At 60.4% G+C, this 21,997-nt stretch carries 23 protein-coding genes and 1 pseudogene; 14 read left to right on the top strand and 10 right to left on the bottom strand.

The genetic code is table 11. The annotated features are described in order from the left end of the window. Position 1 precedes the first annotated feature (1 nt). Positions 2-484, bottom strand: coding sequence for a tripartite tricarboxylate transporter TctB family protein (locus ACR0MO_RS20605; protein WP_170524570.1), 483 nt, complete (start codon positions 482-484; stop codon positions 2-4). Between the two features lie 67 nt (positions 485-551). Further along, positions 552-1,529: a tripartite tricarboxylate transporter substrate-binding protein gene (locus ACR0MO_RS20600; RefSeq protein WP_170524567.1), complete on the bottom strand. Its 978-nt coding sequence runs from the start codon at positions 1,527-1,529 to the stop codon at positions 552-554. A 108-nt stretch (positions 1,530-1,637) separates the two neighbouring features. On the opposite strand from ACR0MO_RS20600, the gene ACR0MO_RS20595 reads away from it, so the two are divergent. The 3 genes from ACR0MO_RS20595 to ACR0MO_RS20585 are packed head-to-tail and all read left to right on the top strand — an operon-like array spanning position 1,638 to position 4,634. After that, positions 1,638-2,306: a response regulator transcription factor gene (locus tag ACR0MO_RS20595; RefSeq protein WP_170456638.1), complete on the top strand. Its 669-nt coding sequence runs from the start codon at positions 1,638-1,640 to the stop codon at positions 2,304-2,306. After that, positions 2,296-3,657 carry a sensor histidine kinase gene (locus tag ACR0MO_RS20590; protein WP_170456640.1) on the top strand — a complete coding sequence of 454 codons (1,362 nt, stop codon included), beginning with the start codon at positions 2,296-2,298 and terminating at the stop codon, positions 3,655-3,657. Before ACR0MO_RS20595 ends, ACR0MO_RS20590 begins: the two co-directional genes overlap by 11 nt. After that, the gene (locus ACR0MO_RS20585) at positions 3,636-4,634 is read left to right on the top strand and encodes an ABC transporter substrate-binding protein (RefSeq protein WP_170456642.1); all 999 of its coding nucleotides are present in this window, start codon (positions 3,636-3,638) and stop codon (positions 4,632-4,634) included. The genes ACR0MO_RS20590 and ACR0MO_RS20585 overlap by 22 nt, the downstream gene beginning before the upstream one ends. Here the strand turns inward: ACR0MO_RS20585 and ACR0MO_RS20580 are convergent. Further along, entirely contained in the window at positions 4,621-5,007 is a 387-nt protein-coding gene (locus ACR0MO_RS20580; protein WP_170456644.1) for a winged helix-turn-helix transcriptional regulator, read from the bottom strand. The two genes, ACR0MO_RS20585 and ACR0MO_RS20580, sit on opposite strands and share 14 nt — an antisense overlap. Positions 5,008-5,144: 137 nt before the next feature. Here ACR0MO_RS20580 and ACR0MO_RS20575 point away from each other — a divergent pair, with 137 nt between their 5' ends. Beyond that, positions 5,145-5,861 carry a glutathione S-transferase family protein gene (locus tag ACR0MO_RS20575; RefSeq protein ID WP_480893111.1) on the top strand — a complete coding sequence of 239 codons (717 nt, stop codon included), beginning with the start codon at positions 5,145-5,147 and terminating at the stop codon, positions 5,859-5,861. On the opposite strand, the gene ACR0MO_RS20570 is transcribed toward ACR0MO_RS20575, so the two are convergent. The 4 genes from ACR0MO_RS20570 to ACR0MO_RS20555 all read right to left on the bottom strand — a co-directional run bounded on the left by ACR0MO_RS20570 (position 5,862) and on the right by ACR0MO_RS20555 (position 11,289). Next, complete coding sequence (locus ACR0MO_RS20570) at positions 5,862-7,178, bottom strand: HlyD family type I secretion periplasmic adaptor subunit (RefSeq protein WP_170456648.1); 1,317 nt, start codon at positions 7,176-7,178, stop codon at positions 5,862-5,864. After that, positions 7,175-8,899 (bottom strand): type I secretion system permease/ATPase, encoded by a 1,725-nt coding sequence (locus tag ACR0MO_RS20565; protein ID WP_480893109.1) that lies wholly within the window; start codon positions 8,897-8,899, stop codon positions 7,175-7,177. Before ACR0MO_RS20565 ends, ACR0MO_RS20570 begins: the two co-directional genes overlap by 4 nt. A 218-nt stretch (positions 8,900-9,117) precedes the next feature. After that, positions 9,118-10,236, bottom strand: coding sequence for an aminotransferase (locus ACR0MO_RS20560; protein ID WP_480627373.1), 1,119 nt, complete (start codon positions 10,234-10,236; stop codon positions 9,118-9,120). Between the two features lie 39 nt (positions 10,237-10,275). Continuing rightward, positions 10,276-11,289, bottom strand: coding sequence for an Ldh family oxidoreductase (locus ACR0MO_RS20555; protein ID WP_480893107.1), 1,014 nt, complete (start codon positions 11,287-11,289; stop codon positions 10,276-10,278). A gap of 202 nt (positions 11,290-11,491) precedes the next feature. On the opposite strand from ACR0MO_RS20555, the gene ACR0MO_RS20550 reads away from it, so the two are divergent. The 5 genes from ACR0MO_RS20550 to ACR0MO_RS20530 all read left to right on the top strand — a co-directional run bounded on the left by ACR0MO_RS20550 (position 11,492) and on the right by ACR0MO_RS20530 (position 16,034). Continuing rightward, positions 11,492-12,622, top strand: a complete 1,131-nt coding sequence (locus ACR0MO_RS20550; RefSeq protein WP_170456656.1) for an ABC transporter substrate-binding protein — start codon at positions 11,492-11,494, stop codon at positions 12,620-12,622. A gap of 86 nt (positions 12,623-12,708) precedes the next feature. Beyond that, entirely contained in the window at positions 12,709-13,629 is a 921-nt protein-coding gene (locus tag ACR0MO_RS20545; protein ID WP_480893105.1) for a branched-chain amino acid ABC transporter permease, read from the top strand. After that, entirely contained in the window at positions 13,626-14,609 is a 984-nt protein-coding gene (locus tag ACR0MO_RS20540) for a branched-chain amino acid ABC transporter permease (RefSeq protein WP_170456660.1), read from the top strand. Before ACR0MO_RS20545 ends, ACR0MO_RS20540 begins: the two co-directional genes overlap by 4 nt. Continuing rightward, positions 14,602-15,351: an ABC transporter ATP-binding protein gene (locus tag ACR0MO_RS20535; RefSeq protein WP_170456662.1), complete on the top strand. Its 750-nt coding sequence runs from the start codon at positions 14,602-14,604 to the stop codon at positions 15,349-15,351. The genes ACR0MO_RS20540 and ACR0MO_RS20535 overlap by 8 nt, the downstream gene beginning before the upstream one ends. After that, positions 15,348-16,034, top strand: coding sequence for a branched-chain amino acid ABC transporter ATP-binding protein (locus ACR0MO_RS20530; protein WP_170456665.1), 687 nt, complete (start codon positions 15,348-15,350; stop codon positions 16,032-16,034). Before ACR0MO_RS20535 ends, ACR0MO_RS20530 begins: the two co-directional genes overlap by 4 nt. Here the strand turns inward: ACR0MO_RS20530 and ACR0MO_RS20525 are convergent. The 3 genes from ACR0MO_RS20525 to ACR0MO_RS20515 form a co-directional block, all read right to left on the bottom strand. Beyond that, a complete protein-coding gene (locus ACR0MO_RS20525) occupies positions 16,031-16,246 on the bottom strand; it encodes a hypothetical protein (protein WP_480875819.1) in 216 nt (71 codons plus the stop codon). The genes ACR0MO_RS20530 and ACR0MO_RS20525 overlap by 4 nt on opposite strands. An 86-nt stretch (positions 16,247-16,332) precedes the next feature. Then, positions 16,333-16,560, bottom strand: coding sequence for a hypothetical protein (locus tag ACR0MO_RS20520; RefSeq protein WP_170456669.1), 228 nt, complete (start codon positions 16,558-16,560; stop codon positions 16,333-16,335). 78 nt (positions 16,561-16,638) lie between these two features. Beyond that, positions 16,639-17,268: a response regulator transcription factor gene (locus ACR0MO_RS20515; protein ID WP_480875817.1), complete on the bottom strand. Its 630-nt coding sequence runs from the start codon at positions 17,266-17,268 to the stop codon at positions 16,639-16,641. 219 nt (positions 17,269-17,487) lie between these two features. On the opposite strand from ACR0MO_RS20515, the gene ACR0MO_RS20510 reads away from it, so the two are divergent. The 5 genes and pseudogenes from ACR0MO_RS20510 to glyA form a co-directional block, all read left to right on the top strand. Then, entirely contained in the window at positions 17,488-18,729 is a 1,242-nt protein-coding gene (locus ACR0MO_RS20510; RefSeq protein ID WP_480893103.1) for a pyridoxal-phosphate-dependent aminotransferase family protein, read from the top strand. A 15-nt stretch (positions 18,730-18,744) separates the two neighbouring features. Then, positions 18,745-19,941 (top strand): malate--CoA ligase subunit beta, encoded by a 1,197-nt coding sequence (locus ACR0MO_RS20505; RefSeq protein ID WP_170634865.1) that lies wholly within the window; start codon positions 18,745-18,747, stop codon positions 19,939-19,941. Beyond that, complete coding sequence (sucD, locus tag ACR0MO_RS20500) at positions 19,941-20,828, top strand: succinate--CoA ligase subunit alpha (RefSeq protein ID WP_480586778.1); 888 nt, start codon at positions 19,941-19,943, stop codon at positions 20,826-20,828. The genes ACR0MO_RS20505 and sucD overlap by 1 nt, the downstream gene beginning before the upstream one ends. After that, positions 20,828-21,799 carry a 2-hydroxyacid dehydrogenase gene (locus ACR0MO_RS20495; RefSeq protein ID WP_480781968.1) on the top strand — a complete coding sequence of 324 codons (972 nt, stop codon included), beginning with the start codon at positions 20,828-20,830 and terminating at the stop codon, positions 21,797-21,799. Before sucD ends, ACR0MO_RS20495 begins: the two co-directional genes overlap by 1 nt. 63 nt (positions 21,800-21,862) lie before the next feature. Next, positions 21,863-21,997: pseudogene (gene glyA, locus ACR0MO_RS20490) on the top strand (serine hydroxymethyltransferase); the annotation flags it as partial.

The following is a 21,997-nucleotide window of genomic DNA, read 5'->3' as shown; positions in this document are numbered from 1 at the left end:
ATCAACCTCCGAAAATGCCCGGCAGGGGGCGCATGTAGATGCCAAGGACTTCCTGAACCAGATACCAGACCGCGCCGGTGGCGATGAAGGCAACGGGCAGCATGATGTGCCACTTGCGCTCACCCAGTATGAACGAGCCGAGGATCAGGAAAGCAGAAGTCGAGATCAGAAAGCCGACGGGCCGCAGGCACAGGGCATAGATCACCATCAGGGCCAGCAGCATCAAAGCTTGATCAAGGTGGTAATCCCCCAGACGGCGGTAGTCGATATCGGCCTCTTTCGGCTCGGACTTTTCGAAGCCCAGCAGGATGATTACGCAGGCGATGATGCCCAGTACCGACAGCACTTTGGGGAATGTGCTTGGCCAAATTGGGTTGCGCTGCATGAAGGGGGGCAGGCTGCCATCCATCGTAAACCAGGCGGCATAGCCATAGGTCAGACAGACCCCAAGCAGAACAAGCGCGATCCAGCGATCCAGCGCCATGACATCCCCTCCCTTACGTGTTCTTTTTGTGTGGCAGAGCGGCGAACCGCTCTGCCATGGGTGGTGCTTACAGGAAGCCCAGCTTCTTCATCAGATCGCTGATTTGCTGTTCCTGCTGCTCGAGAAAGGCCGAGAAATCGTCGCCTGAATTGTGGATGTTCACCCAACCATTGCGCGCGCGTACTTCTTCCCATTCGGGTGTGTCATACATCTTGGCGATGGCGTCCTGATAGGCGGCCAGCTTGTCTTCGGGCAGACCGGGGGCTGCGAAGAAACCGCGCCAGTTGACGAAGGTGGTGTCAATACCCTGTTCCTTCATGGTCTGCGCGTCCGGTGCTGCGTCCACACGCTCATCCGCCGTCACACCGATGATTTTCACCTCGCCTGCATTTGCCAGATCGACGGCTTCCGAGAAGCCGGTCGAAAGTGCTGCGATCTCGCCCGACAACAGGGCGGCCATGGCTTTGCCGCCCGCGTCATAAGGGATGTACTTGACCCCCAGCGCGTCCTTGCCTGCGGCTTCCATCACCATGGCCGCAACCAGATGGTCCATACCGCCCGGGACCGAGCCGCCGCCGATGGCTGTCGCACCAGGGTCAGCGTCATAAGCCGCCAGCAGGTCCGCCATCGAGTTGATCGGGCTGTCCTTGCCGACAACAATGGCCGCGTAATCGCCGATCGTGCCGGACACCAGCGTCAGGTCACGGAAGTTGTGCGGGAACACCCCGGTCAGCGAACGGATCACGATGGGGGTCGAGTTCACCATCAGCGTGCCATGGTTGCTTTCGGCGTTTTCGATCAGATAGCCGATGGCTTTACCGCCGCCGCCGCCCGACATGTTCTCGTAAGACGCGGTGCCCACAAGGCCCGCTTTGGTCAGCGCTTCGCCGGTGCCACGCGCGGTGCCGTCCCAGCCGCCGCCTGCGCCGCCGGGGATCAGAAAGTGGATGCTGTCTACGACCTCATCCGCGAATGTCGGCCCTGCAAGGCCAACAGCGGCCACAGCCGCGATCAGGGCGCGACGGCCCAGTTTGAATGTCGTCATGTTTTCCTCCCATTTGACAACCGGCCGCTTGGCGGCTCAGATTATCGTCAAGAAAAACACATCAACCTGACATCAACCTGTCACGCGCGAAAATACTGCTTACGCCTCATGAAATTCCTGCTGGTCGAAGACAATATGGACCTCGCGAATGCGATCAGTTCGCGGATGCGGCTGGATGGCCATGTCGTTGATCATGCAGCGAAACTGGATGATGCAACGGCCTATGTGGACACCGAGGAATATGACCTGATCCTGCTGGACATCATGCTGCCCGACGGCGACGGTCGCGACTTTCTGAAACGGCATCGGGCCAGTCATCTGGACACACCTGTCATCGTTCTGACCGCCCGCAGTCAGGTGTCGGATCGAATCGGATCGCTCGATCTGGGGGCAGATGATTACGTCACCAAACCCTTCGATCATGCCGAGCTTGAGGCCCGCTGTCGCGCCGTGCTGCGGCGCAAATCAGGGATCGCCAAATCGACGATTGAGATTGGTGGGATCGTTTTCGACCCTGTCGCGGGTCATCTGGGTGTGGGGTCCGAGACCGTGTCGCTGCGCAACCGCGAACTGCGCCTGTTGGAGTTGTTTCTGAACGCCCCCGGTCAGGTGTTTTCCAAACAGAAGCTGGCGGATCGGTTGTTTTCCTATGACGACAACGTCTCGGATAACGCTATTGAGGTCTATGTGGGCCGCCTGCGCAAGCATCTTGAAAGCTCGGACCTGAAGATCACCACGTTGCGCGGGCTGGGGTACAGGTTGGATCATGTCCGCTAGCGCTGCCGTCTCGGGGTCTTTACGCAACCGGCTGGTGCTGACCCTGATCGGAGGCGCGGCCATTCTGGCGCTTTTACTGTTCTTTGCCGTGCGCAGCTACGCGGCCCGCGTGGCGCAGCAAGGGCAGGACAATATCCTTGGTGCGTCGGTCACCTCGATCCTGGATGCCGTGGCGCTGCGGGACGGAGAGCTTGAGGTCGATATTCCTTATGCCGCGTTTTCCATGCTCAACACCCCGTCGGATGACAGGGTGTTTTATGCAATCTTTCAGGACGGCCAGCTTTTGTCCGGCTATGACGATTTGCCCGTAACCAACAGCACCCCGGACGGTGGCTGGACCTTCCGCTCGGGTCAGGTCCGGGGCGAGGCGATTAGGCAGGTCAGCGCCAGCCGGACCTTGGTCGGGCTTGGCACCCGGACACAGGTAGAAGTGGCCTTGGGGCAAACGCAGGACGCGCTGGCCGAGACGCTGGATCAGATCTCGCGTAATGCTGCCTTGCTGGGGCTGGGGTTCTTTGCCCTGGCCGCCGGCTTGTCCTTTTGGGCGACCTCCACCACCATTGGGCAGTTGAACAAGCTGACCACATCCGTCACGCGACGGGGGCCGCAGGACCTGAGCCCGTTCCGAAAACCGGTGCCACGGGAAATGGCGCCGCTGGTGACGTCGCTGAATTCCCTGATGGGGCGGCTGGACCACTCGCTGAGCCAGTCCGAGGAATTTATTGCCGAGGCCGCGCATCGCGTTCGTACCCCTTTGGCAACGGTCCGGTCTTATGCGGATGCCACGTTGCAGCGCGTGGAAAAGGAAGAAAACCGCGAGGCGTTGCGGTCGATGGTGCGGGCCATCGACGAAAGTTCACGCGCGGCGGGGCAGTTGCTGGATCATGCGATGATCACCTTTCGGGCCGATCATCTGGAACGGGAAGAGATCGATCTGGTCACCCTGATCCGCGATCTGGTCCAGCGCCTGACACCAATTGCCGAGATGAAGGATCTGTCATTGTCGCTGACAGGTGATCCGGCGGTGCCTTATTCGGGCGATCTTATCCTGATCCAGAATGCGGTGCGCAACATGATCGACAACGCGCTGAAATACGCACCCGCCGACAGCACCGTCAGGATCGAGGTCACAACCCCGCCCAAAGTCACTGTCAGCGATCGGGGGCCGGGTTTTCCACCGGACGAGATTGACCTGCTGACCCGCCGGTTTGAGCGCGGCCAGAACGCCATTGGAACCATCGGATCCGGTCTTGGTCTGACGATTGCGCAGGATGTGGCGACGGCGCATGGGGGCACACTGACCCTCAGCAACCGGCAGGAGGGCGGCGCATGCGTTACCTTATTGCTTTAGCGTTTCTTTTGTTGCCCTGCGCTGTGTCGGCTCAGGACTGGGAAGATCGGCAGGTGTTCAACGCGGATGCCGGTGGTCCGGTTCTGCGCGTTCTGTCCAGTACCGACACGGTGTTGTTTGCGCCACTGATCGAGGGTTTCATTTCCGAAAATCCAATGATCGGGATCGAGTATCTTGTGACCACCACCGCCGATATCGACCGTCTGGTCCGCGCCGACCCGGATGCGTTTGACATCGTCATCTCAAGCGCGATGGACCTGCAGTTGAAACTGGCCAATGACGGGTTTGGTCTGCCGCTGACGGACATACCCCATCCGGACTGGGCGCAATGGCATGACAGCCTGTTTGCGTTTACCTCGGAACCGGCCTCAATCGTAATCAACCGTGCCGCTTTCGAAGGCGGGCCGATCCCCGAAACCCGACAGGAGTTGATCGAGATCCTGCGTGCCCGTCCGCAGGATTTTCGCGGCAAGGTCGGGACCTATGATATTCGGGACTCGGGGTTGGGCTATCTGTTTGCAACGCAGGACGCGCGGGCCTCGGAAACCTATTGGCGGTTGATGGAGGTGATGGGAGGCCTCGGCGTTCATCTGTATTGCTGTTCAGGTGCGATGATCGACGATTTGACGGATGGCACCATTTCCGTTGCCTATAACGTGCTTGGCAGCTACGCGGCGGGGCGAGCGGATCGGGATGGTGTGCTGCAGGTCATCCTGCCGACGGATTTCCAAACCACAATGATGCGCACGGCGATGGGTTTGGCGGGTACTCCGGAACCCCAAACCGCCGAGTTGTTCGTGCGCTACCTGATCGCGCAAAACGCGGGCGGAGCGGCCTCGCTGCCGACTCTGCAATCGGACGGGGCCGCAAACGCGCGCGGGACGATTGTTCTGGGCCCTGCATTGCTGACCTATCTCGATCAGTTGAAACGACGGAAATTCCTGAACGATTGGGAAAACGCGGTTATTCAGAGGTAGGGTCGGACGCTGTCAATGCGGGCGGCAACTGATCGCTCCATTTCCTCAGCTCATCCAGAAAGCCCAGGGCGGTCCGGCCGAACGCGGTGATCGAATACTGAACTGAAACCGGTGCGGTGTTCATCACGCGTCGGTGGACAAGCCCTTGCTGTTCAAGCTGCCTGAGGCGTTCGGCGATCATCTTCTTGCTGGCACCTCCGATCATGCGGGACAGGTCGTTAAAGCGCACAGGCCCATCCTTGAGGTGCCACAGAATGGACCCGGTCCACTTGCCGCCGATGATCCGCATTCCACGTTCTATCGCGCAAGGTTCGGCGCAGGCATTGGTGGCGATGCGACGCCCATCTTTGTCCTGATTGACCTGTGCCCGCATCTTTCGCGCCTTTTCCGGATTACTAGGTTACAAAAAGTATACTGATTGCTTTTCCTTCCCGCAATTCACAGGTTCACGATATGCCAAGCCCGACCCGGCATGGCCGCCAGCAAACCCCGAACGCACTGAGGATGACCATGTCCCAAGCCGAAATTCATCTGTACACTGCCGGAACCATGAACGGCTACAAGCCTGTCATTTTTCTGGAAGAGGCAGGTATTCCCTATGACCTGACACATATCGATTTCTCAAAGCAGGAACAGAAAACGCCCGAGTTTCTGGCCCTGAACCCCAATGGCAAAATCCCCACGATCGAAGACCGGACCGAGGGGCGGGCGATTTTCGAAAGCGGTGCGATCCTGTGGCATCTGGCCGAGAAATACGGAAAATTCCTGCCGTCCGATCCGGTCAAGCGGTCCGAGGTCATGCAGTGGATGCTGTTTCAGGTTGGCCATGTTGGGCCGATGATGGGGCAGGCAATGTATTTTCAGCACATCGCCGCCCCGAACGGCCATGAGGAGCCGTTTTCCATCCGCCGCTATGTCGACGAAAGCCGCCGGCTGATGGAGGTGATGAATGACCGCCTGAACGGGCGCGACTGGATCGCAGCGGGGGAATACACGATTGCGGATATGATGCTGTATCCTTGGGCGCGGGCGTATGTATGGGCAAGGGTGAAGGTAGATGACCTAGCGCATCTGAACGCGTGGTTCGACCGCATCGACGCGCGCCCTGCGGTTCAGAAGGCGCTGACCATTCCCAAGGCAAACCCGCAATTCTGGGATGCTGATGCCGATGCCAGCGCATTCGCCAGGGAAAACGCCGCGCGGTTTTCGGGTGATGTCAAAAGCTGATCACTCGCGGAAGGCGCGGTTGAAGTAATCCGACATCGGTTTGACCAGATAGGACAGGGGGGTGCGCTCGTCTGTCTTGATCATCGCCTCGACCGGCATGCCGGGCAGCAAAGCCTGACCGTTCAAGCGTTCGACCTGCCCGTCATCCGGCACAAGCTCGGCCCGGTAAAAGGTAAAGCCGGTCTGATCGTCGGTGAATGTGTCGGCCGAGACGTTGATCACATGCCCGTCAATCTCGGGCGTTTCCCGCTGGTTGAAGGCCGGAAAGCGCAGGGCGACCGGTTGGCCCACATGCAACTGATCCACGTGGATCGCGTCCACCCGTGCCGCCACCACCAAAGGCGTGTCCTGCGGCACCACATACATCATCGGTTCAGCCGGTTGGATCACCGATTGCAGCGCAAACACCTGACTGTCGTAAACCGTACCCGAAACCGGAGCGCGAATGTCCAGCCGTGACAGACGCTCGGTCAGGGACAGGCGCCGTTCGGACAGTTCCGCGACCTGAGATTGCACGTCGCGCAAGGTGGTGATCGCCTCTTCCCGGCGGGTGGCGGCCAGTTCGAGGATTTGAATCTCGGTCGCCGCGATCTGACCTTTCAACCGGGCCACTGCGGCCTCAAGCCGTCCGATTTCGCCGGTCAGGTTGGCCTCTTCCCGTTGCAGGGCCAGTACCCGGCTGACTTGGGTCAGGCCGCGCTCCAGCAGGCTTTGCTGATCCTCAAGTTCTTGCTGGATCAGATCGACCTGACGGCGCAGCGAGACAAGCTGCGCTTCGGTTCCGTCAATCTCGCTTTCGGTTTGCACCAACTGTTTGCTCAGTTGTTCGGTCTGCTGGGCCAAGGTGTTCAGCCGCGCGTCGAACAGGCGTTGTTGCCCGTCGATCAGGTCCGGGGCGATGCCGTTTTCCTGTTGAACCTCGCGCAGACGGGCGGCCAGGTCTTCGGGCGCTGCATTGTCGCGTTCGGCCTCAAGCCGGGCGCGGCGGGCCAGCAGCTCGAACAGCTGCGCCTCGACAATGGTCTTTTCTGACGACAGGAAGGTGTCATCCAGCCGCAGCAGCAGATCCCCGCTGGAGACAACGGCCCCGTCGCGCACGAAAATCTCGCCGACCACACCGCCGTCGGGGTGCTGAATGACCTGACGGTTGCTTTGCACTTCGATCACACCGGACGAAACGATGGCCCCGGCCAGACGTTGTGTGACGCTCCAGACACCAAGCACGCCCACCAGAAAAAACAGCGCAGCAAAGCCGACCAAGGCAGGCAGGGTGATCCGCCACGCGGAACGCCCGTCCGGTTTTGAATTTTCCGTCATCCCGAAGTCACCTGGCTGAGATTTCGTTTGATCGCCCCGGCATTCTGGACCATGGCATTCAGAACCTCGTCGCGGGTACCGAATTTGACCACTTGCCCCTTCTCGACCACCGCCAGATTGTCACATTCCGAGATCGCCTGAGGCCGGTGCGTCATGATGATCGCCGACTTCCCGGCGGCTTTCAGCCCGCGCACTGCGGCATTCAGCGCCTCGGTTCCGTCTGCGTCCAGCGCCGAGTTCGGCTCGTCCAGGATCAACAACACCGGGTCCCCATAAAGGGCGCGGGCCAGTGCGATGCGCTGTTTCTGACCGCCCGACAACTGACTGTCATTGCCTTCCAGAAACGTGTCATAGCCCTTTTCAAGAGACAGGATCAGCTCGTGCGCGTTCGCCTTTTTGGCGGCATCGACCACGGCCTGAGAATCGGGGTTCTGGGACATGCGCGCAATGTTTTCGGCCACTGACCCGTTGAACAGGGTCACTTGCTGCGGCAGATACCCGATGTGCTGACCCAGATCGTTAGGGTCATATTGGTCCAGCGTTGCACCACCCAGACGAATTTCACCCGCGGCGGGGTGCCAGAGACCCAGCAAAGCCTTGGCCAGAGTGGTCTTGCCCGACCCGCTTTTGCCAATCACACCAAGCGCTGTTCCGGGTTCAAGGTTCAGCGTGACATTGCGCAAGGTCGGTGCAGTGGCACCCGGCGGGATGACCGTCAGCCCCTTTGCCGCCAGTTGCGCTGAAGGTGTCGGCAGCTTGGTCCGTTCAGCCTCGGGCGGGGTGTGGTCCAGAAACTGGTTTAGCGAGGCCCAGGCGGTACGGGCCTTTTCGACCATGCCCCATTGTCCGATTGATTGTTCGACGGGCGCAAGCGCGCGGCCCAGCAGGATCGATCCGGCAATCATCGCACCGGGTGAAAGCTCGTTCTGCAACACCAGCCAGGCCCCAAGCGCCAGCATGGCCGATTGCAGGAACAGGCGCAGCGATTTGGTCAGCGAGGTAAAGCTGCCGGTCCAGTCACTGGCCGCAATGGTCTGGCGCAACGCGTCCGAGCGCTGGTTCAGCCAGCGTAGCGTCACGTCCTGCTGCATCCCTTGCGAGCGGACAACTTCCGCCGCCTGTCGCGCGTGTTCGGAAAAGGCATTCGCCCGCGCTGATGCGGCTTGCGCCTCGGCCACTTTGCGGCGGGTCAGGGCCTGATTCAGCAGCGCAATCACGATCAGCAACCCCCCACCCGCGACGGCCAGCCAGCCCAGCAGCGGGTGAAAGATGAAAATCGCGGCCAAAAACACCGGGGTCCAGGGGATATCCATCACCGCCAGTAAAACCGGGGAGGCACACAGGTTCTGGATCGACTCGAGATCGCGCAGTGCCGTTGCCGGGGCTGCACGGGCCTGCGGGTTCAGCGACCGGCGAAGGGTGGCGTCAAACACCCGTGCGTCCAACTTCGACTGGAACCGCGCACCAAACCGCGCGACGATGCGCCCGCGCGCGAAATCCAGCATGGCCATCAGTCCATAAAGCAGCGCGACCAGCAAAAACAGTGCCGTCAGCGTTTCGACCGCGCGCGAGCCCAGAACACGGTCATAGACCTGCAGCATGAACAACGGCCCGGTCAGCATCAGCAGGTTCACGAAGATGCTGAACAGAAAGGCTAGCGCCAGAAAGGTCATACCCTGATTGCGCGTATTGCGCAGTTCATGACGTGGGGCAGCCGGCATTTGGTGCTGGGGTCTCAAAATATTAAATCCACATCAATCAGGTTGGGCCGGCGGTTAAGAAAGCCCGGCCATTGTTGCGAAGAACCAATCCTTTTTCGAGGAAGAAATTGCAAATCACAAGGCAAAGTAGCGGCGGCTTTCGGCCATTCCCTTGGCGAGCATTCGCCTTGCCGGGGAAATTCGCATAAGGTGGCGCGTCTTTGTTGTGGCCACCGGGCTTATCTTGCTGCCAGAAACTCTGACACGCGGGACAAGCCCTGTTTCAGGATTTCAGGACCGTTGGCATAGCCGATGCGCACATAGCCCTCCATCCCAAGGGCTGATCCGGGGGTGAACATCACGCCGGTCTCCTGCAACAGCTTTACACAGAAATCGCGGGAACTGATTGGCAGGTCGTATTTCAGCAGGGCCGTGGTGCCGGATTTTGGTTTGACCCAGGTGATTTTTGGTTCCTGCGCCACCCAATCCTGCAGGGTTTCCAGATTGCCGCGCGTGATCCGCTGGCTGCGGGCCAAAAGCTTGTCTTTGTTCTCTAGCGCCAGCGCAGCAAAGTGATCGTCGATCATTCCGACCGAGATGGTGTCATAGTCGCGGTGAATGGTCACCGCCTCGATCACCTCGGTTGGTGCGGCGATCCAGCCCAGCCGCAAACCCGCCAGTGAGTACGCTTTGGACATGCCCGCAGTGCTGATGCCTTTTTCGTAGATGTCGGCAATCGACGCGCTGATGCCCGAGCCGTCCTGATCGGTGCCCCGATACACCTCATCACACAAAATCCACGCATCCGCCGCGCGGGCAATGTCGGCGATGTCTTCCAACATGGCCCGGTCCATCAACGCGCCGGTTGGGTTGTTGGGGTTGTTCAGCGCGATCAGCCTTGTCTCTGGTGTCACAAGGGCGTGCAACTCGTCCAGATCGGGGAGGAATTCGTTTTCCTCGCGCAGCTGAAGATGATGCACATCCGCGCCGATGCTGGCGGGGATTGAGTAGTGTTGCTGATAGGTCGGCACCACGGCCACAACCCGGTCTCCGCGTGAGACCAGAGTTTTATGGATCAGCATATTGGCCCCGATCGTGCCGTGGGTGACGATTGTGTTTTCAACCGACTGGTTTTCATACAGCGCCGCAATGGCGCGGCGCAGCCGGTCGGACCCTTCGATGGCGCCATAGGTCATTTTCAGGTCCAGAAGCTCGGACAGGTCGGTTGCGTTTCGGCCTGTCAGGGTCAGCAATTCCTGAATGGTCAGGCTTTCCACGCAGGTTTCGGCCAGATTCCAGTCGCATCTGGTTTCCCATTCGTTCATCCAAATCTCGACGCCGAAAGGTTCGATATACATGGCTGAGGGTCCTTGAGTCGTGTGCTGCCTTGGCTGTCCTTAGATCAACGCCTCAAGCTGGTCCAGAACATCAACACTGACGGCCACGCCATTTTCTTGGGCTTCGGCCCGCCGTCTTAGCCGTCCGTCACCGGGAACGCGGGCGTCGCCATTGCCTTCGATTTCGGCGCAGATCCGGGCGATGTAGTCCGCAAACGCATCATTGCCAAATCGCGCCGGGTCCAGCGCGATCAATGTTGCGCCGCCCTTGATGTTCAGCGCGCCATGCGCCTCGCGCGCGTCGTTATTGACGGACAGGGTGCCGCCTGCAAGGGCTGCGCCCAAAACCTCAACCAGAAAGGCAATTCCGGCCCCTTTGTGACCGCCAAAGGGCAGCAGGCTGCGGGTTTCCAGAATGGCGTTCGGGTCCGCAGTCGGGTTGCCTTCGGTATCCAGCCCGGCGGGGTGCGGCAGGTCATGCCCTTCGGCAGCGGCCATCTTGATATCCAGAAACGCAACGGCCGAGGATGCCTGATCCCACACCACCGGTTCGGCCCCGTCGCGCGGGCAGGCAAAAGACATGGGGTTGGTGCCAAACACCGGGCGTTGTCCGCCCTGCGGCACCACCAAAGACAGTGAGTTGACCACGGCGAGCGCCACCAAACCCGCCTCGGCCAGAGGTTCCGTATCGAACCGCAGGGCGGCCAGATGGTGGCAATTGGCACAGGTGAAGGCGGCAATGCCATTCTCGCGCGCCATGGCGATCATCTCGTCACGGGCGGCGGTGGCTGCGATCTGATAATACCCGTTGTCCCCGTCGCCACGCAGAACACCCGGCGCGATGCGCTTGATTTCCGGTTGCGCGGACGGGTTGGCATAACCCGAGGTGAAGCTTTGCACATAGACCGGCAGGTTGCGCAGGCCGTGGCTGCGCGGCCCGTCGCGTTCGGATTGTGTGACAATATCGGCCAGAACGTCGCTGCCACGCTCATCCATACCGGCGCGGATCAGCACTGATTTGGCCAAAGACCGGATTTCGGTCAGCGAAAGGGTTCGTGTCGAAGCGTGTGCCACAGAAAAATCCTTTGCTTTCAGGCTGCAATTGGGGCCGGTTCGGATCTGGCCTGCGGCCCGAGCGTTGCATGTCTTTCATAGGTTTGAAAGGGCGACGCGCCGGTTTTCCGGGGCAGGGGGCAGCGATTTGAATTGAAAGCCGGGTCCAAAGAATGCTTAACACTTGGCATAAAGACGAAAACACGTGACGGGGAGAACCAAGATGAAGAAGATTCTTATGGCAACGGCGGCCGCCATTTTGATGGCAGCCCCGGTGCTAGCCGAGACCAAGGTGGGCATGATCACCACATTGTCGGGCGGCGGGGCCGGTCTGGGCATCGACGTGCGCGACGGGTTCATGCTGGCGATCCAGCAATCGGGCCGCGACGATATCGAAGTTGTCATCGAGGATGATCAGCGCAAACCGGATATCGCGGTGCAGCTTGCCGACAAGATGATCCAGTCCGAAAAGGTGGATGTGCTGACCGGTATCATCTGGTCGAACCTTGCCATGGCCGTTGTGCCCTCGGTCACGGCGCAGGGGAAGTTCTACCTGTCTCCGAATGCCGGACCCTCGCCGCTGGCCGGTAAGGGGTGTCACCCCAACTATTTCAATGTCGCATGGCAGAACGACAACCTGCACGAGGCTGCGGGCGCCTATGCCAATACCGCAGGCTATAGCAACAGCTTCATCATGGCCCCGAACTATCCCGCCGGGACCGACGCCCTGACCGGATACAAGCGGACCTTCGAAGGCGATGTAGCGAGCGAGGTCTATACCCAGCTGGGTCAGACCGACTATGCCGCCGAAATCGCGCAAATCCGCGCCTCGGGCGCGGACAGCGTGTATTTCTTCCTGCCCGGCGGCATGGGGATTTCCTTCCTCAAGCAATATGCCGACAGTGGCGTGGACATTCCGGTCGTGGGTCCTGCGTTCAGCTTTGATCAGGGGATTCTGCAAGCGGTCGGGGATGCGGCACTTGGGGTGGTGAATACGTCTCAATGGAACAAGGATATCGACAACCCGACGAACGCGGCCTTTGTCGAAAGCTTTCAGGCGGAATACGGACGTCTGCCGTCGCTCTATGCCAGCCAGGGCTTTGACACGGCGAACCTGCTGATCTCGGCCATCGAGGCCGCAGACGTGTCCGATGCGGACGCGTTCCGCGAGGCGCTGCGGGCCGCGAATTTCGACAGCACGCGCGGCGATTTCTCATTTGGTCCAAACCACCATCCGGTACAGACGATCTATGCGCGCGAGGTCGTTCAGGAAGGCGATGTCTTCACCAACAAGATCATCGGCACCGCGCTTGAGAACCATTCCGACGCATATGCTGCTGACTGTAGCATGTAGCACCACGCCCCGGGGTTGATCCCGGGGCTTCCCCTTCGTCCTTTGACCAACCCTCCCGGATCGGATTCGGGACACCGGAACGCGTGATGTCCACACTACTTGTTATCGAGCAGGTCCTGAACGGATTGCAGTTCGGTGTCATGCTGTTTCTGATGGCAGCGGGCCTTACCCTGATCTTTGGCGTCATGGGCCTGATCAACCTCGCGCACGGGTCGCTCTATATGGTTGGCGCCTTCGCGGCCGCTTGGGTTGCGGGTGCGACAGGTTCGTTCCTGCTGGCGCTGATCGCGGCTTTGGCGGCGGCGGCCATGGCCGGAACGCTGATCGAGACGGTGGTGATCAGGCGGCTTTACAAAGCGGCGCATCTGGATCAGGTGCTGGCGACCTTTGCGCTGATCCTGATCTTTTCCGAGGGCACCCGGTACGTCTTTGGGTCCTTCCCTTTGTTTCTGGATGTGCCCGATTACCTGTCGGGCCCTGTGACGCTGCCGGGCAATATCCAATACCCGCTATACCGCCTTGTCCTGATCGGGATCGGCCTTGTGGTGGCGCTTGGCCTGTGGTGGCTGACGGCGCGTACGCGTATCGGCATCCAGATCCGTGCAGGCGAGAATGATCGTGAGATGATCGCCGCACTGGGTGTCGATATTTCGAAGCTTTACACGCTGGTCTTTGCCCTCGGCGCAGCGCTAGCGGGGCTTGCCGGAGCCTTGGTCGGCGCGATCCAATCGGTGCAGGTCGGGATGGGCGAGCCGGTGCTGATCCTTGCCTTTGTGGTCATCGTGATCGGCGGCATCGGCTCGATCCGGGGCGCGTTTATCGGGTCGCTGCTGGTGGGGCTGACGGACACGCTGGGCGGCATCTTCCTGCCCGAGCTGTTCAAGCTGTTCATGGACAGCGGCGCGGCCACGCAAACCGGCTCAGCGCTTGCCTCGATGTCGGTTTATATCCTGATGAGCATCGTTTTGATCTGGCGACCCTCTGGCCTGTTCGGGGCGCGCGCATGATCTCGGAACGCCTTATCAACTGGGTCGTGATTGCGGGCCTTGTGGCGCTGCCACTTTGGGCGCTGAGCGTGGATGAGATTTTCACGATCACCCTGACCACCCGCGCCGTGATCCTGGCGCTGGCGGCGGTGGGTCTGAACATAGCGCTTGGCATCGGTGGCATGGTTTCCTTTGGACATGCGGCTTTCTTCGGGTTGGGCGGCTATTCGATGGGCATTCTTGCCTATCACGCGCAAACCTATGTGCCGCTGGAATTGGGGCCGTTCACGATAGAAGGCACGAAATCCATGCCGGTGATCTGGCTGACGGCGACGGTGATTTCCGCTCTGGCCGCATGGGTGATCGGGCTGCTCAGCCTGCGCACGACGGGCGTGTATTTCATCATGATTACCCTCGCCTTTGGGCAGATGTTCTACTACTTCGCCATTTCCTGGGGCACTTATGGCGGCGAAGACGGCCTGTCGATCTACGTGCGCAACGGGTTTCCGGGGCTGAATACGCTGGACCCGATCCAGTTCTTCGGGTTGTGCTTTGTTGCCTTGTGCCTGGCGCTTTTGCTGCAATGGTGCTTGCGCAATTCACCTTTCGGGCTGGCCCTGAACGCCGCTCGCCAGACTCCCGAGAGGGTGGAAACCGTAGGCCTGAACCCGATGCACCTGAAACTGGTGGCCTTTGTCATCTCGGGCGCGATCACGGGGTTGGCGGGGGCATTGTTTGCCGATCTCAACAGGTTTGTCTCCCCCACCATGTTCAGCTGGCAACTGTCGGGTGAGCTGATCATCCTGATCGTGATCGGTGGGGTCGGGCGGTTGATGGGGCCGGTCATCGGCGCGGTGATCTTTGTGGCGCTAGAGCACTGGCTGGGTGGCCTGACCGATTTCTGGCACGTCTGGCTGGGCACGATCCTATTGTTGATCGTCCTGTTCGGGCGCGGCGGGGTGATTGGCCTGTTGACGGGTAAGGAGGGCGCGCATGTCTGAGCCGATCCTTGCCACGCATGGCCTGACGAAATCTTTTGGCGCTTTGACAGCAACAGACGATGTCTCGATCGATCTGCAACCGGGTGAGATACACGCCATCATTGGCCCGAACGGGGCGGGAAAATCCACCCTGATCGGACAGATCAGCGGCAGCCTTGCCCCCGATCAGGGCCGCGTCGATTTGATGGGGCAGGACGTCACGGGCCTGAGCACGGCCGCCCGCGCGCAGGCAGGGTTGGGCCGGACATTCCAGATCTCGGCCCTGGCGATGGAAGACAGCGTTTTCGAGAATGTGCTTCTGGGGGCCATCGGTGCGACCTCGGGCGCTTGGTCGCTGTTTCGCCCGGTTACGCGCAAGGCTGACCTGAATGCGCGCGCGACAGAGGCGTTGGACCGTGTTGGGCTTGCCGATGTCAGGGATACCCGCTGCGCGGACCTTTCGCATGGCCAGCGCCGCCAGCTTGAAGTGGCCGTTGCCCTGACACTGAACCCAAAGGCCTTTGTCATGGATGAGCCGATGGCCGGGCTGGGTGCGGAAGGGTCCAAAGCGATGACAGGCTTTCTGGACGGGCTGCGCGCCGAGGCCCCCATTCTGCTGGTTGAACATGATATGGACGCGGTCTTTGCCTTGGCAGACCGGATCAGCGTTCTGGTCTATGGCCGGATCATCGCCACGGGCAGCGTCGATGACATCCGCAGGTCGCAAGAGGTGCAGGACGCCTATCTGGGAGACAGCGCATGAGCCTTCTGTGCGTTGAAAACCTGACTGCCTCTTACGGTCCGTCGCAAACCCTGTTTGGCGTAAACCTGTCACTGGATGCGGGTGAGGTTCTGGCCCTGATGGGGCGCAACGGCATGGGTAAGACCACCACCGTGCGCGCGATCTGCCGCATGATGCCTTCGGATGGCCGTCTGGAGTTTGCGGGGCGCGCGTTGCACATGTTGCCCAGCCATAAGGTGGCCCGTCTTGGGGTCGGGCTGGTGCCCGAAGGCCGGCGCTGTTTTCGCGACCTGACCGTGCGCGAAAACCTGATCGCAGCTGCACGCCCCGGCGAATGGACGTTGCAAACGGTGGGTGCGTTGTTCCCACGACTGGCGGAACGTTCGGGTCAGCGCGCCGCATCCCTGTCAGGGGGCGAACAACAAATGCTGGCCATCGGGCGCGCGTTGATGACAAATCCGCAGCTTTTGATACTGGACGAAGCCACCGAAGGTTTGGCCCCGATCATCCGGCAGGAAATCTGGGCCGCAATTGCCCGGCTGAAACGCGACACGGGCATGGCCATTCTTGTTATCGACAAGTCGCTGAAAGAGCTCTCGGCAATTTCAGATCGCGCGGTGATCCTGGAACGCGGAAAAACCGTGTGGCAGGGGACAATGGCCGAACTGACCCCGGAGATTTCGCAAAGATATGTCGGGATTTAAGCCTTGGGTTTGCGGCTGAGCAGCCCGTATTTCAACGCCCATGACCGAAATGACCGACGCTTGCGCTTGCCCTGTTTCAATGCCTGCTTTGCCTGCGCACCGCCTTTGCGGTTGAATTCGTACACGTCGATGACCCGTTCGGCGCAGCCGCAGGCTTCGCCCATTCCGACCTTGGCGAAATAGAATTTCTCGAACCGTTCCGGTTTTTGCATGGCACGCCTCCTACTGTCATTGAACCGATTTGGCCGCGACTTGCCAAATCACTTTGTCGAATGCGCACGAGGCAGAATGTGTCCAGTCAGCCGCCAATATAGGTCCCTTGCTTGGGTCGGTAGAAGATTTTCTGGTCATGCAGTCGGCCCAGAAGGTCATGCATCCGGCGCACCGTATCCTCAAGGTTTGCGCGGTCTTCGTTGGAATTCCCGGTAATTTCGGTGGCATAAGACGTCATCGCCTGTCGCAATGCCTGTTCGATCAGGTCCATATCCTCGACCGATAGTTCGAACATATCGTTGTATTGGGGCATTCCGGGACCTCCTGCCATGGGCGTGCAGGATCAGTTTGCCCTGAAAACCGCGTGAATTCCACCTGCGAACAAGCGGGTCTAGCCTTTGGGTATCCGGGCCGAATAGAACTGCGCAATTGCCTGCGTCCTGTTTTTGACCGAGAGCTTTTCGTAGATATTCGACAGGTGGAACTTTACCGTGTTTGTCGAAATCTGTAGTTCCTTCGACAATTCGCGGTTGGACATACCCTGCGCCAGCGCGTCGAGGATTGCGCGTTCCTTGCGCGACAGGCTTTCTATCGGGTCCTGCTGCATCTTCCGGACGTCGATGAAGGGGAACACCATCTTTCCGGCAGCAACCTCGGCACAGGTTTCCAGCAGCCCCTCGACAGCGCCGGACCGGGGGGCAAAACCGGCAGCCCCGGCTTGCATGGCCAGGCGCGGAATATCTCCGCCCGCTTCACCATAGACGACGAACCGTGGTGCGTTGGCCTGATCGCGTAGCACTTCGATCAGCTTGGCGGCCCCCAGAACCGGCAGCGTCCAGTCCACCACGCCCACGTGAACGGGCACACGCATCACCGTTCCCAGAAACCCCTCGGCAGTAGCGGATGTGGCCACCAAAGAGAATCGCGGATCCCGCTCAAAGATTTCCGACATGGCAGACAGAACCAACGGGTTGCTGTCCGCCAGCATGATCTCGATCGGAGGTCTTGGAAGTTCAACCATATGATTTTGCCCTGATTTTCCGAGAACCTACCCATTTGGGTGGGCCAATCTTTTGTATACCTCGGTATTTTTACCACTATGGGTAGGTATAAACCCATACTATTGGGCATCCAAAAGCAGTAGTAAGTTACGTTGCGTCATAGGGCAAGTCTGCGTTTTCTACACGGCAACAAAACAGTTCGGGCGCGCCGCCCGCTCCACAGCCGAGGATGACACAGTATGACATTCCAGATTTACCCTCCGCTCGAAATCCCCAAGACCCTTGCTGCGGGTCCCGGACCAGGCAACACGGATGCGCGCGTGCTTCAGGCCTTCGCCAGGGCAGGTGTCGCGGATCACATGCAGGGTGATGTGCTGCGCGGCATGATCGAGTGCAAGCACATGCTGCGGAAGATCTGGGGGACGGACAACGCCCATACCTTCGCCGTGGCCGGAACCGGCTGGAGCGCGCTGGACACCATGTTCTCGGCCGTTGTGCCCGGCGACAAGGTTGTGGCCTTTGCCAATGGCACCTTTTCCGGCATCGACGCGCTGACCCTGCGGATCAAGGCCGCCACGCCGCAAGAGCATGCCGCCAACCCCCTTGATCCCCAAGCCGCCAGCGTGACGGTGATTGACGTGCCCCATGGCCAGCCGGTGACAGGCGAGATGGTCGAGGCTGCTCTGGCCGAGCACAAACCCAAATGGGCGTTCATGGCGCATTGGGAAACCGGCTCGGGTCGCGTCAACGATCTGCGCGGGTTCTCGGATGCATGTCAGCGGCATGGCGCGATGGGTCTGATCGACGCGGTGTCGTCGCTGGGCGTCGATGATTTCTCAATCGATGACTTTCCGGGCATTGCCGGTTGGGCGTCCTGCCCGCAGAAGGGCCTGTGCTGCCTGCCGCTGACTTACGCGCCGGTCAGCTTCACGGATGCCTATATCGAGACACTGATGGCGACCGGAGCGTATTCTTACGTCCACAACCCGATCTTCGAGGCCCGCCATTGGGGTATCGTTGACGGGCAGGATGTCGAGAAAGGTACCTATCACCGCACCCATTCGGCCTATGCGGTGGCCGCGTTCCATGAATCCCTGCGCCTGACCCTGATCGAAGGTCTGGCCAAGCGGTCGATGTCATACCGGACCCACGAGCGCGTGCTGCGCGATGCGGTTATCGAGATGGGGTGTCAGGTCACCTCGGACATGCCCAGCCTCGTGGTGCTGAACCTGCCCCCGGAACTGGCGGGCCGCGAAATGGAGCTGGTGCAGAACTGTCGCGCCCGGGGCTTTGGCATATGGCCGACGCTCAGCGCGCCGGTGCAGGTGCGGATCGGCATCCTCAACCAATTGAACCGCGAGGCGGTCAGCCGGATCGTGCGCCTGTTTGCCGAAGCCATTCGGGAACTGGGCGGTCAGGTCGACGCGGACGCAATCGAAGCCCTTTTGGAAAGCCGTTACGGCACCTCAATCGCTGCATAATCAGGAGCGGATCAGATGGATATCCATGAATATCAGGCCAAGGAAGTCCTTTCGAATTTTGGCGTCGACGTGCCTGCGGGCGCGCTGGCCTACAGCCCCGAACAGGCGGCCTATCGGGCGCGTGAACTGGGCGGCGACAAGTGGATCGTCAAGGCGCAGGTCCACGCGGGCGGGCGCGGCAAGGCGGGCGGCGTCAAGCTGTGCAACACCGAAAACGAGATCTATCAGGCCTGCGATGACCTGTTTGGTCGCAAGCTGGTCACCCATCAAACCGGCCCCGAAGGCAAAGGCATCTACCGCGTCTATGTCGAAGCCGCCGTGCCGATTGATCGCGAGATCTATCTGGGGTTTGTGCTGGACCGCTCAAGCCAGCGGGTGATGATCGTGGCATCATCCGAAGGGGGGATGGAGATCGAGGATATCTCAGCCGACCGTCCCGAAAGCATTGTGCGGTCGATTGTTGAACCGGCGGTCGGGCTGCAGGAGTTTCAGGCCCGCGAGATTGCGTTCAAATTGGGTCTGGAACCCAAGCTGATCCAGCAAATGGTGCGCACTCTGCAAGGTTGTTACGCTGCCTTCAGCGATCTGGACGCCACCATGGTTGAGATCAACCCACTGGTCATCACTGGCGACGACCGCGTTCTGGCGCTGGACGCCAAGATGAGCTTTGACGACAACGCCCTGTTCCGTCATCCGCAAATCGCTGAACTGCGCGACAAAAGTCAGGAAGACCCGCGCGAAAGTCGCGCAGCGGATCGCGGTCTGTCTTATGTCGGGCTGGACGGCAATATCGGCTGTATCGTGAACGGCGCCGGGCTGGCGATGGCGACGATGGACACGATCAAGCTGGCCGGGGGTGAGCCTGCCAACTTCCTCGACATTGGTGGAGGGGCCTCGCCCGAGCGGGTGGCCAAAGCCTTCCGGCTGGTTCTGTCGGATGACAACGTACAGGCGATCCTTGTGAATATCTTCGCCGGGATCAATCGCTGCGACTGGGTGGCCGAGGGCGTGGTTCAGGCGCTGAAGGAACTGGACCTCGACATTCCTGTGGTCGTGCGGCTGGCCGGAACAAATGTCGAAGAAGGCCAGAAAATCCTCGCCAAATCCGGCTTGCCGATCATCCGCGCCACCACACTGATGGAAGCCGCCGAACGCGCCGTGGGCGCATGGCGCAACGATTTGTCCCAAAACACCAAGATGAGGGCTGTGTAATGAGCATTCTTCTCGATCGTGATACGCGCGTCATCGTGCAGGGCATCACCGGGCGCATGGCTCGGTTCCACACCAAGGACATGCTGAAATACGGCACCAATGTCGTCGGTGGCGTGGTGCCCGGCAAAGGCGGCGAAACCGTCGAAGGCGTTCCGGTCTTTGACACCGTCAAGCAAGCTGTTGAAGCGACCGGCGCAGATGCCAGCCTCGTCTTTGTGCCGCCCCCCTTTGCGGCGGATTCGATCATGGAGGCCGCAGATGCCGGTATCCGCTACTGCGTCTGCATCACCGATGGCATCCCGGCGCAGGACATGATCCGGGTGAAACGGTACATGTACCGCTATCCTAAAGACAAACGCATGGTTCTGACTGGGCCGAACTGTGCGGGTACGATCTCACCCGGCAAGGCGTTGTTGGGAATCATGCCGGGGCATATCTATCTGCCCGGCCATGTGGGGATCATCGGGCGCTCGGGCACGCTGGGTTATGAGGCTGCGGCGCAATTGAAAGAGCGCGGGATTGGTGTGTCAACCAGCGTCGGGATCGGTGGCGACCCGATCAACGGCTCGTCCTTCAAGGATATTCTTCAGCGTTTTGAAGAAGATGAAGACACCCATGTCATCGCCATGATCGGTGAAATCGGCGGCCCTCAGGAAGCCGAGGCGGCGGAATACATACGCGACCACATCACCAAGCCGGTGATCGCCTACGTCGCGGGTCTGACTGCGCCCAAGGGTCGGACCATGGGGCATGCGGGCGCGATCATCTCGGCCTTTGGCGAAAGCGCCAGCGAGAAGGTCGAGATTCTGTCCGCCGCCGGTGTGACCGTTGCCGAAAACCCTGCGGTGATCGGTGAAACAATCGCTCGGGTCATGGAGGCTGCGTGATGGTCAAACCTTCTGTTCTTGTCACCCGCCGCTGGCCCGCCGCCGTCGAGGCGCAGCTAGCTGAGAACTACGACGCGGTTCTGAACACCGGCGACAAACCCATGTCCCCGTCTGAGATCCGGCAGGCCCTGAAATCCTATGACGCGGTGCTGCCCACCGTCACCGACACGCTCAGCGCTGAGGCGTTGGACGTGCCCGGTGCGCAGACCAAGATCCTCGCCAACTACGGTGTCGGCTACAGCCATATCTGCGAGCCGTCGGCGCGCGAGCTTGGCATGACCGTCACCAATACACCCGACGTGCTGTCTGAATGCACCGCCGATATCGCCATGACCCTGCTGTTGATGGTGGCCCGCCGCGCCGGTGAAGGCGAACGGGAACTGCGTTCGGGCAACTGGACCGGCTGGCGGCCCACGCATCTGGTCGGTACCAAGGTCAGCGGCAAGACGCTGGGCATCATCGGGTATGGCCGCATCGGTCAGGAAATGGCCCGCCGCGCGCATCATGGCTTTGGCATGGAGGTGCTGGTTTATAACCGCAGTTTGGTGGACCCGGACGTGTTGGCGCGGTGCAATGCCACTCAGGTCGGGTCGATTGATGAGTTGCTGCCGGCTTGCGACTTTGTCTCGCTGCATTGCCCCGGCGGGGCCGCGAACCGGCACCTGATCAATGCGCGCAGGCTGGATCTGATGAAGCCTGACGCCTTCCTGATCAACACAGCACGCGGCGAGGTCATCGACGAGCGGGCGCTGGTTCAGTCCCTGACCTTCGACATGATCGGTGGTGCCGCGCTGGATGTGTTCGACGGCGAACCCCGCATTTGTTCGGACCTTCTGCACTGCGACAATCTTGTGATGCTGCCCCATCTGGGCAGCGCCACAAAGGAAGCGCGCGAGGCGATGGGGTTCCGGGTGCTCGACAATCTCAGCGACTTCTTCGCCGGTCGCACGCCCCGCGACCGCGTGATCTGAACTGTTCCCCAAACTTCCTCCCGCCGTGACCCGGTCGGGAGGCTTTTCTCAGGAGGTTTCCACGTGAACGCCCCCCACCGTTCCAATGGCTTTTTCACCCAATCCCTGTCCGACCGCGACCCGGAACTTTTCGGCTCGATCACATCCGAGCTGGGCCGCCAGCGCGATGAGATCGAGCTGATCGCGTCCGAGAACATC

Source organism: Ruegeria sp. K5 (genome assembly GCF_056531805.1).
This window is presented reverse-complemented; position numbering and strand designations above follow the sequence as displayed.

Excerpts from the sequence above, each read along its gene's own strand:
- ACR0MO_RS20605 (WP_170524570.1), bottom strand. The coding sequence starts at position 484 with ATGGCGCTGGATCGCTGGATCGCGCTTGTTCTGCTTGGGGTCTGTCTG.
- ACR0MO_RS20600 (WP_170524567.1), bottom strand. The coding sequence starts at position 1,529 with ATGACGACATTCAAACTGGGCCGTCGCGCCCTGATCGCGGCTGTGGCC.
- ACR0MO_RS20595 (WP_170456638.1), top strand. The coding sequence starts at position 1,638 with ATGAAATTCCTGCTGGTCGAAGACAATATGGACCTCGCGAATGCGATC.
- ACR0MO_RS20590 (WP_170456640.1), top strand. The coding sequence starts at position 2,296 with ATGTCCGCTAGCGCTGCCGTCTCGGGGTCTTTACGCAACCGGCTGGTG.
- ACR0MO_RS20585 (WP_170456642.1), top strand. The coding sequence starts at position 3,636 with ATGCGTTACCTTATTGCTTTAGCGTTTCTTTTGTTGCCCTGCGCTGTG.
- ACR0MO_RS20580 (WP_170456644.1), bottom strand. The coding sequence starts at position 5,007 with ATGCGGGCACAGGTCAATCAGGACAAAGATGGGCGTCGCATCGCCACC.
- ACR0MO_RS20575 (WP_480893111.1), top strand. The coding sequence starts at position 5,145 with ATGTCCCAAGCCGAAATTCATCTGTACACTGCCGGAACCATGAACGGC.
- ACR0MO_RS20570 (WP_170456648.1), bottom strand. The coding sequence starts at position 7,178 with ATGACGGAAAATTCAAAACCGGACGGGCGTTCCGCGTGGCGGATCACC.
- ACR0MO_RS20565 (WP_480893109.1), bottom strand. The coding sequence starts at position 8,899 with ATGCCGGCTGCCCCACGTCATGAACTGCGCAATACGCGCAATCAGGGT.
- ACR0MO_RS20560 (WP_480627373.1), bottom strand. The coding sequence starts at position 10,236 with ATGTATATCGAACCTTTCGGCGTCGAGATTTGGATGAACGAATGGGAA.
- ACR0MO_RS20550 (WP_170456656.1), top strand. The coding sequence starts at position 11,492 with ATGAAGAAGATTCTTATGGCAACGGCGGCCGCCATTTTGATGGCAGCC.
- ACR0MO_RS20545 (WP_480893105.1), top strand. The coding sequence starts at position 12,709 with ATGTCCACACTACTTGTTATCGAGCAGGTCCTGAACGGATTGCAGTTC.
- ACR0MO_RS20540 (WP_170456660.1), top strand. The coding sequence starts at position 13,626 with ATGATCTCGGAACGCCTTATCAACTGGGTCGTGATTGCGGGCCTTGTG.
- ACR0MO_RS20535 (WP_170456662.1), top strand. The coding sequence starts at position 14,602 with ATGTCTGAGCCGATCCTTGCCACGCATGGCCTGACGAAATCTTTTGGC.
- ACR0MO_RS20530 (WP_170456665.1), top strand. The coding sequence starts at position 15,348 with ATGAGCCTTCTGTGCGTTGAAAACCTGACTGCCTCTTACGGTCCGTCG.
- ACR0MO_RS20525 (WP_480875819.1), bottom strand. The coding sequence starts at position 16,246 with ATGCAAAAACCGGAACGGTTCGAGAAATTCTATTTCGCCAAGGTCGGA.
- ACR0MO_RS20520 (WP_170456669.1), bottom strand. The coding sequence starts at position 16,560 with ATGCCCCAATACAACGATATGTTCGAACTATCGGTCGAGGATATGGAC.
- ACR0MO_RS20515 (WP_480875817.1), bottom strand. The coding sequence starts at position 17,268 with ATGGTTGAACTTCCAAGACCTCCGATCGAGATCATGCTGGCGGACAGC.
- ACR0MO_RS20510 (WP_480893103.1), top strand. The coding sequence starts at position 17,488 with ATGACATTCCAGATTTACCCTCCGCTCGAAATCCCCAAGACCCTTGCT.
- ACR0MO_RS20505 (WP_170634865.1), top strand. The coding sequence starts at position 18,745 with ATGGATATCCATGAATATCAGGCCAAGGAAGTCCTTTCGAATTTTGGC.
- sucD (WP_480586778.1), top strand. The coding sequence starts at position 19,941 with ATGAGCATTCTTCTCGATCGTGATACGCGCGTCATCGTGCAGGGCATC.
- ACR0MO_RS20495 (WP_480781968.1), top strand. The coding sequence starts at position 20,828 with ATGGTCAAACCTTCTGTTCTTGTCACCCGCCGCTGGCCCGCCGCCGTC.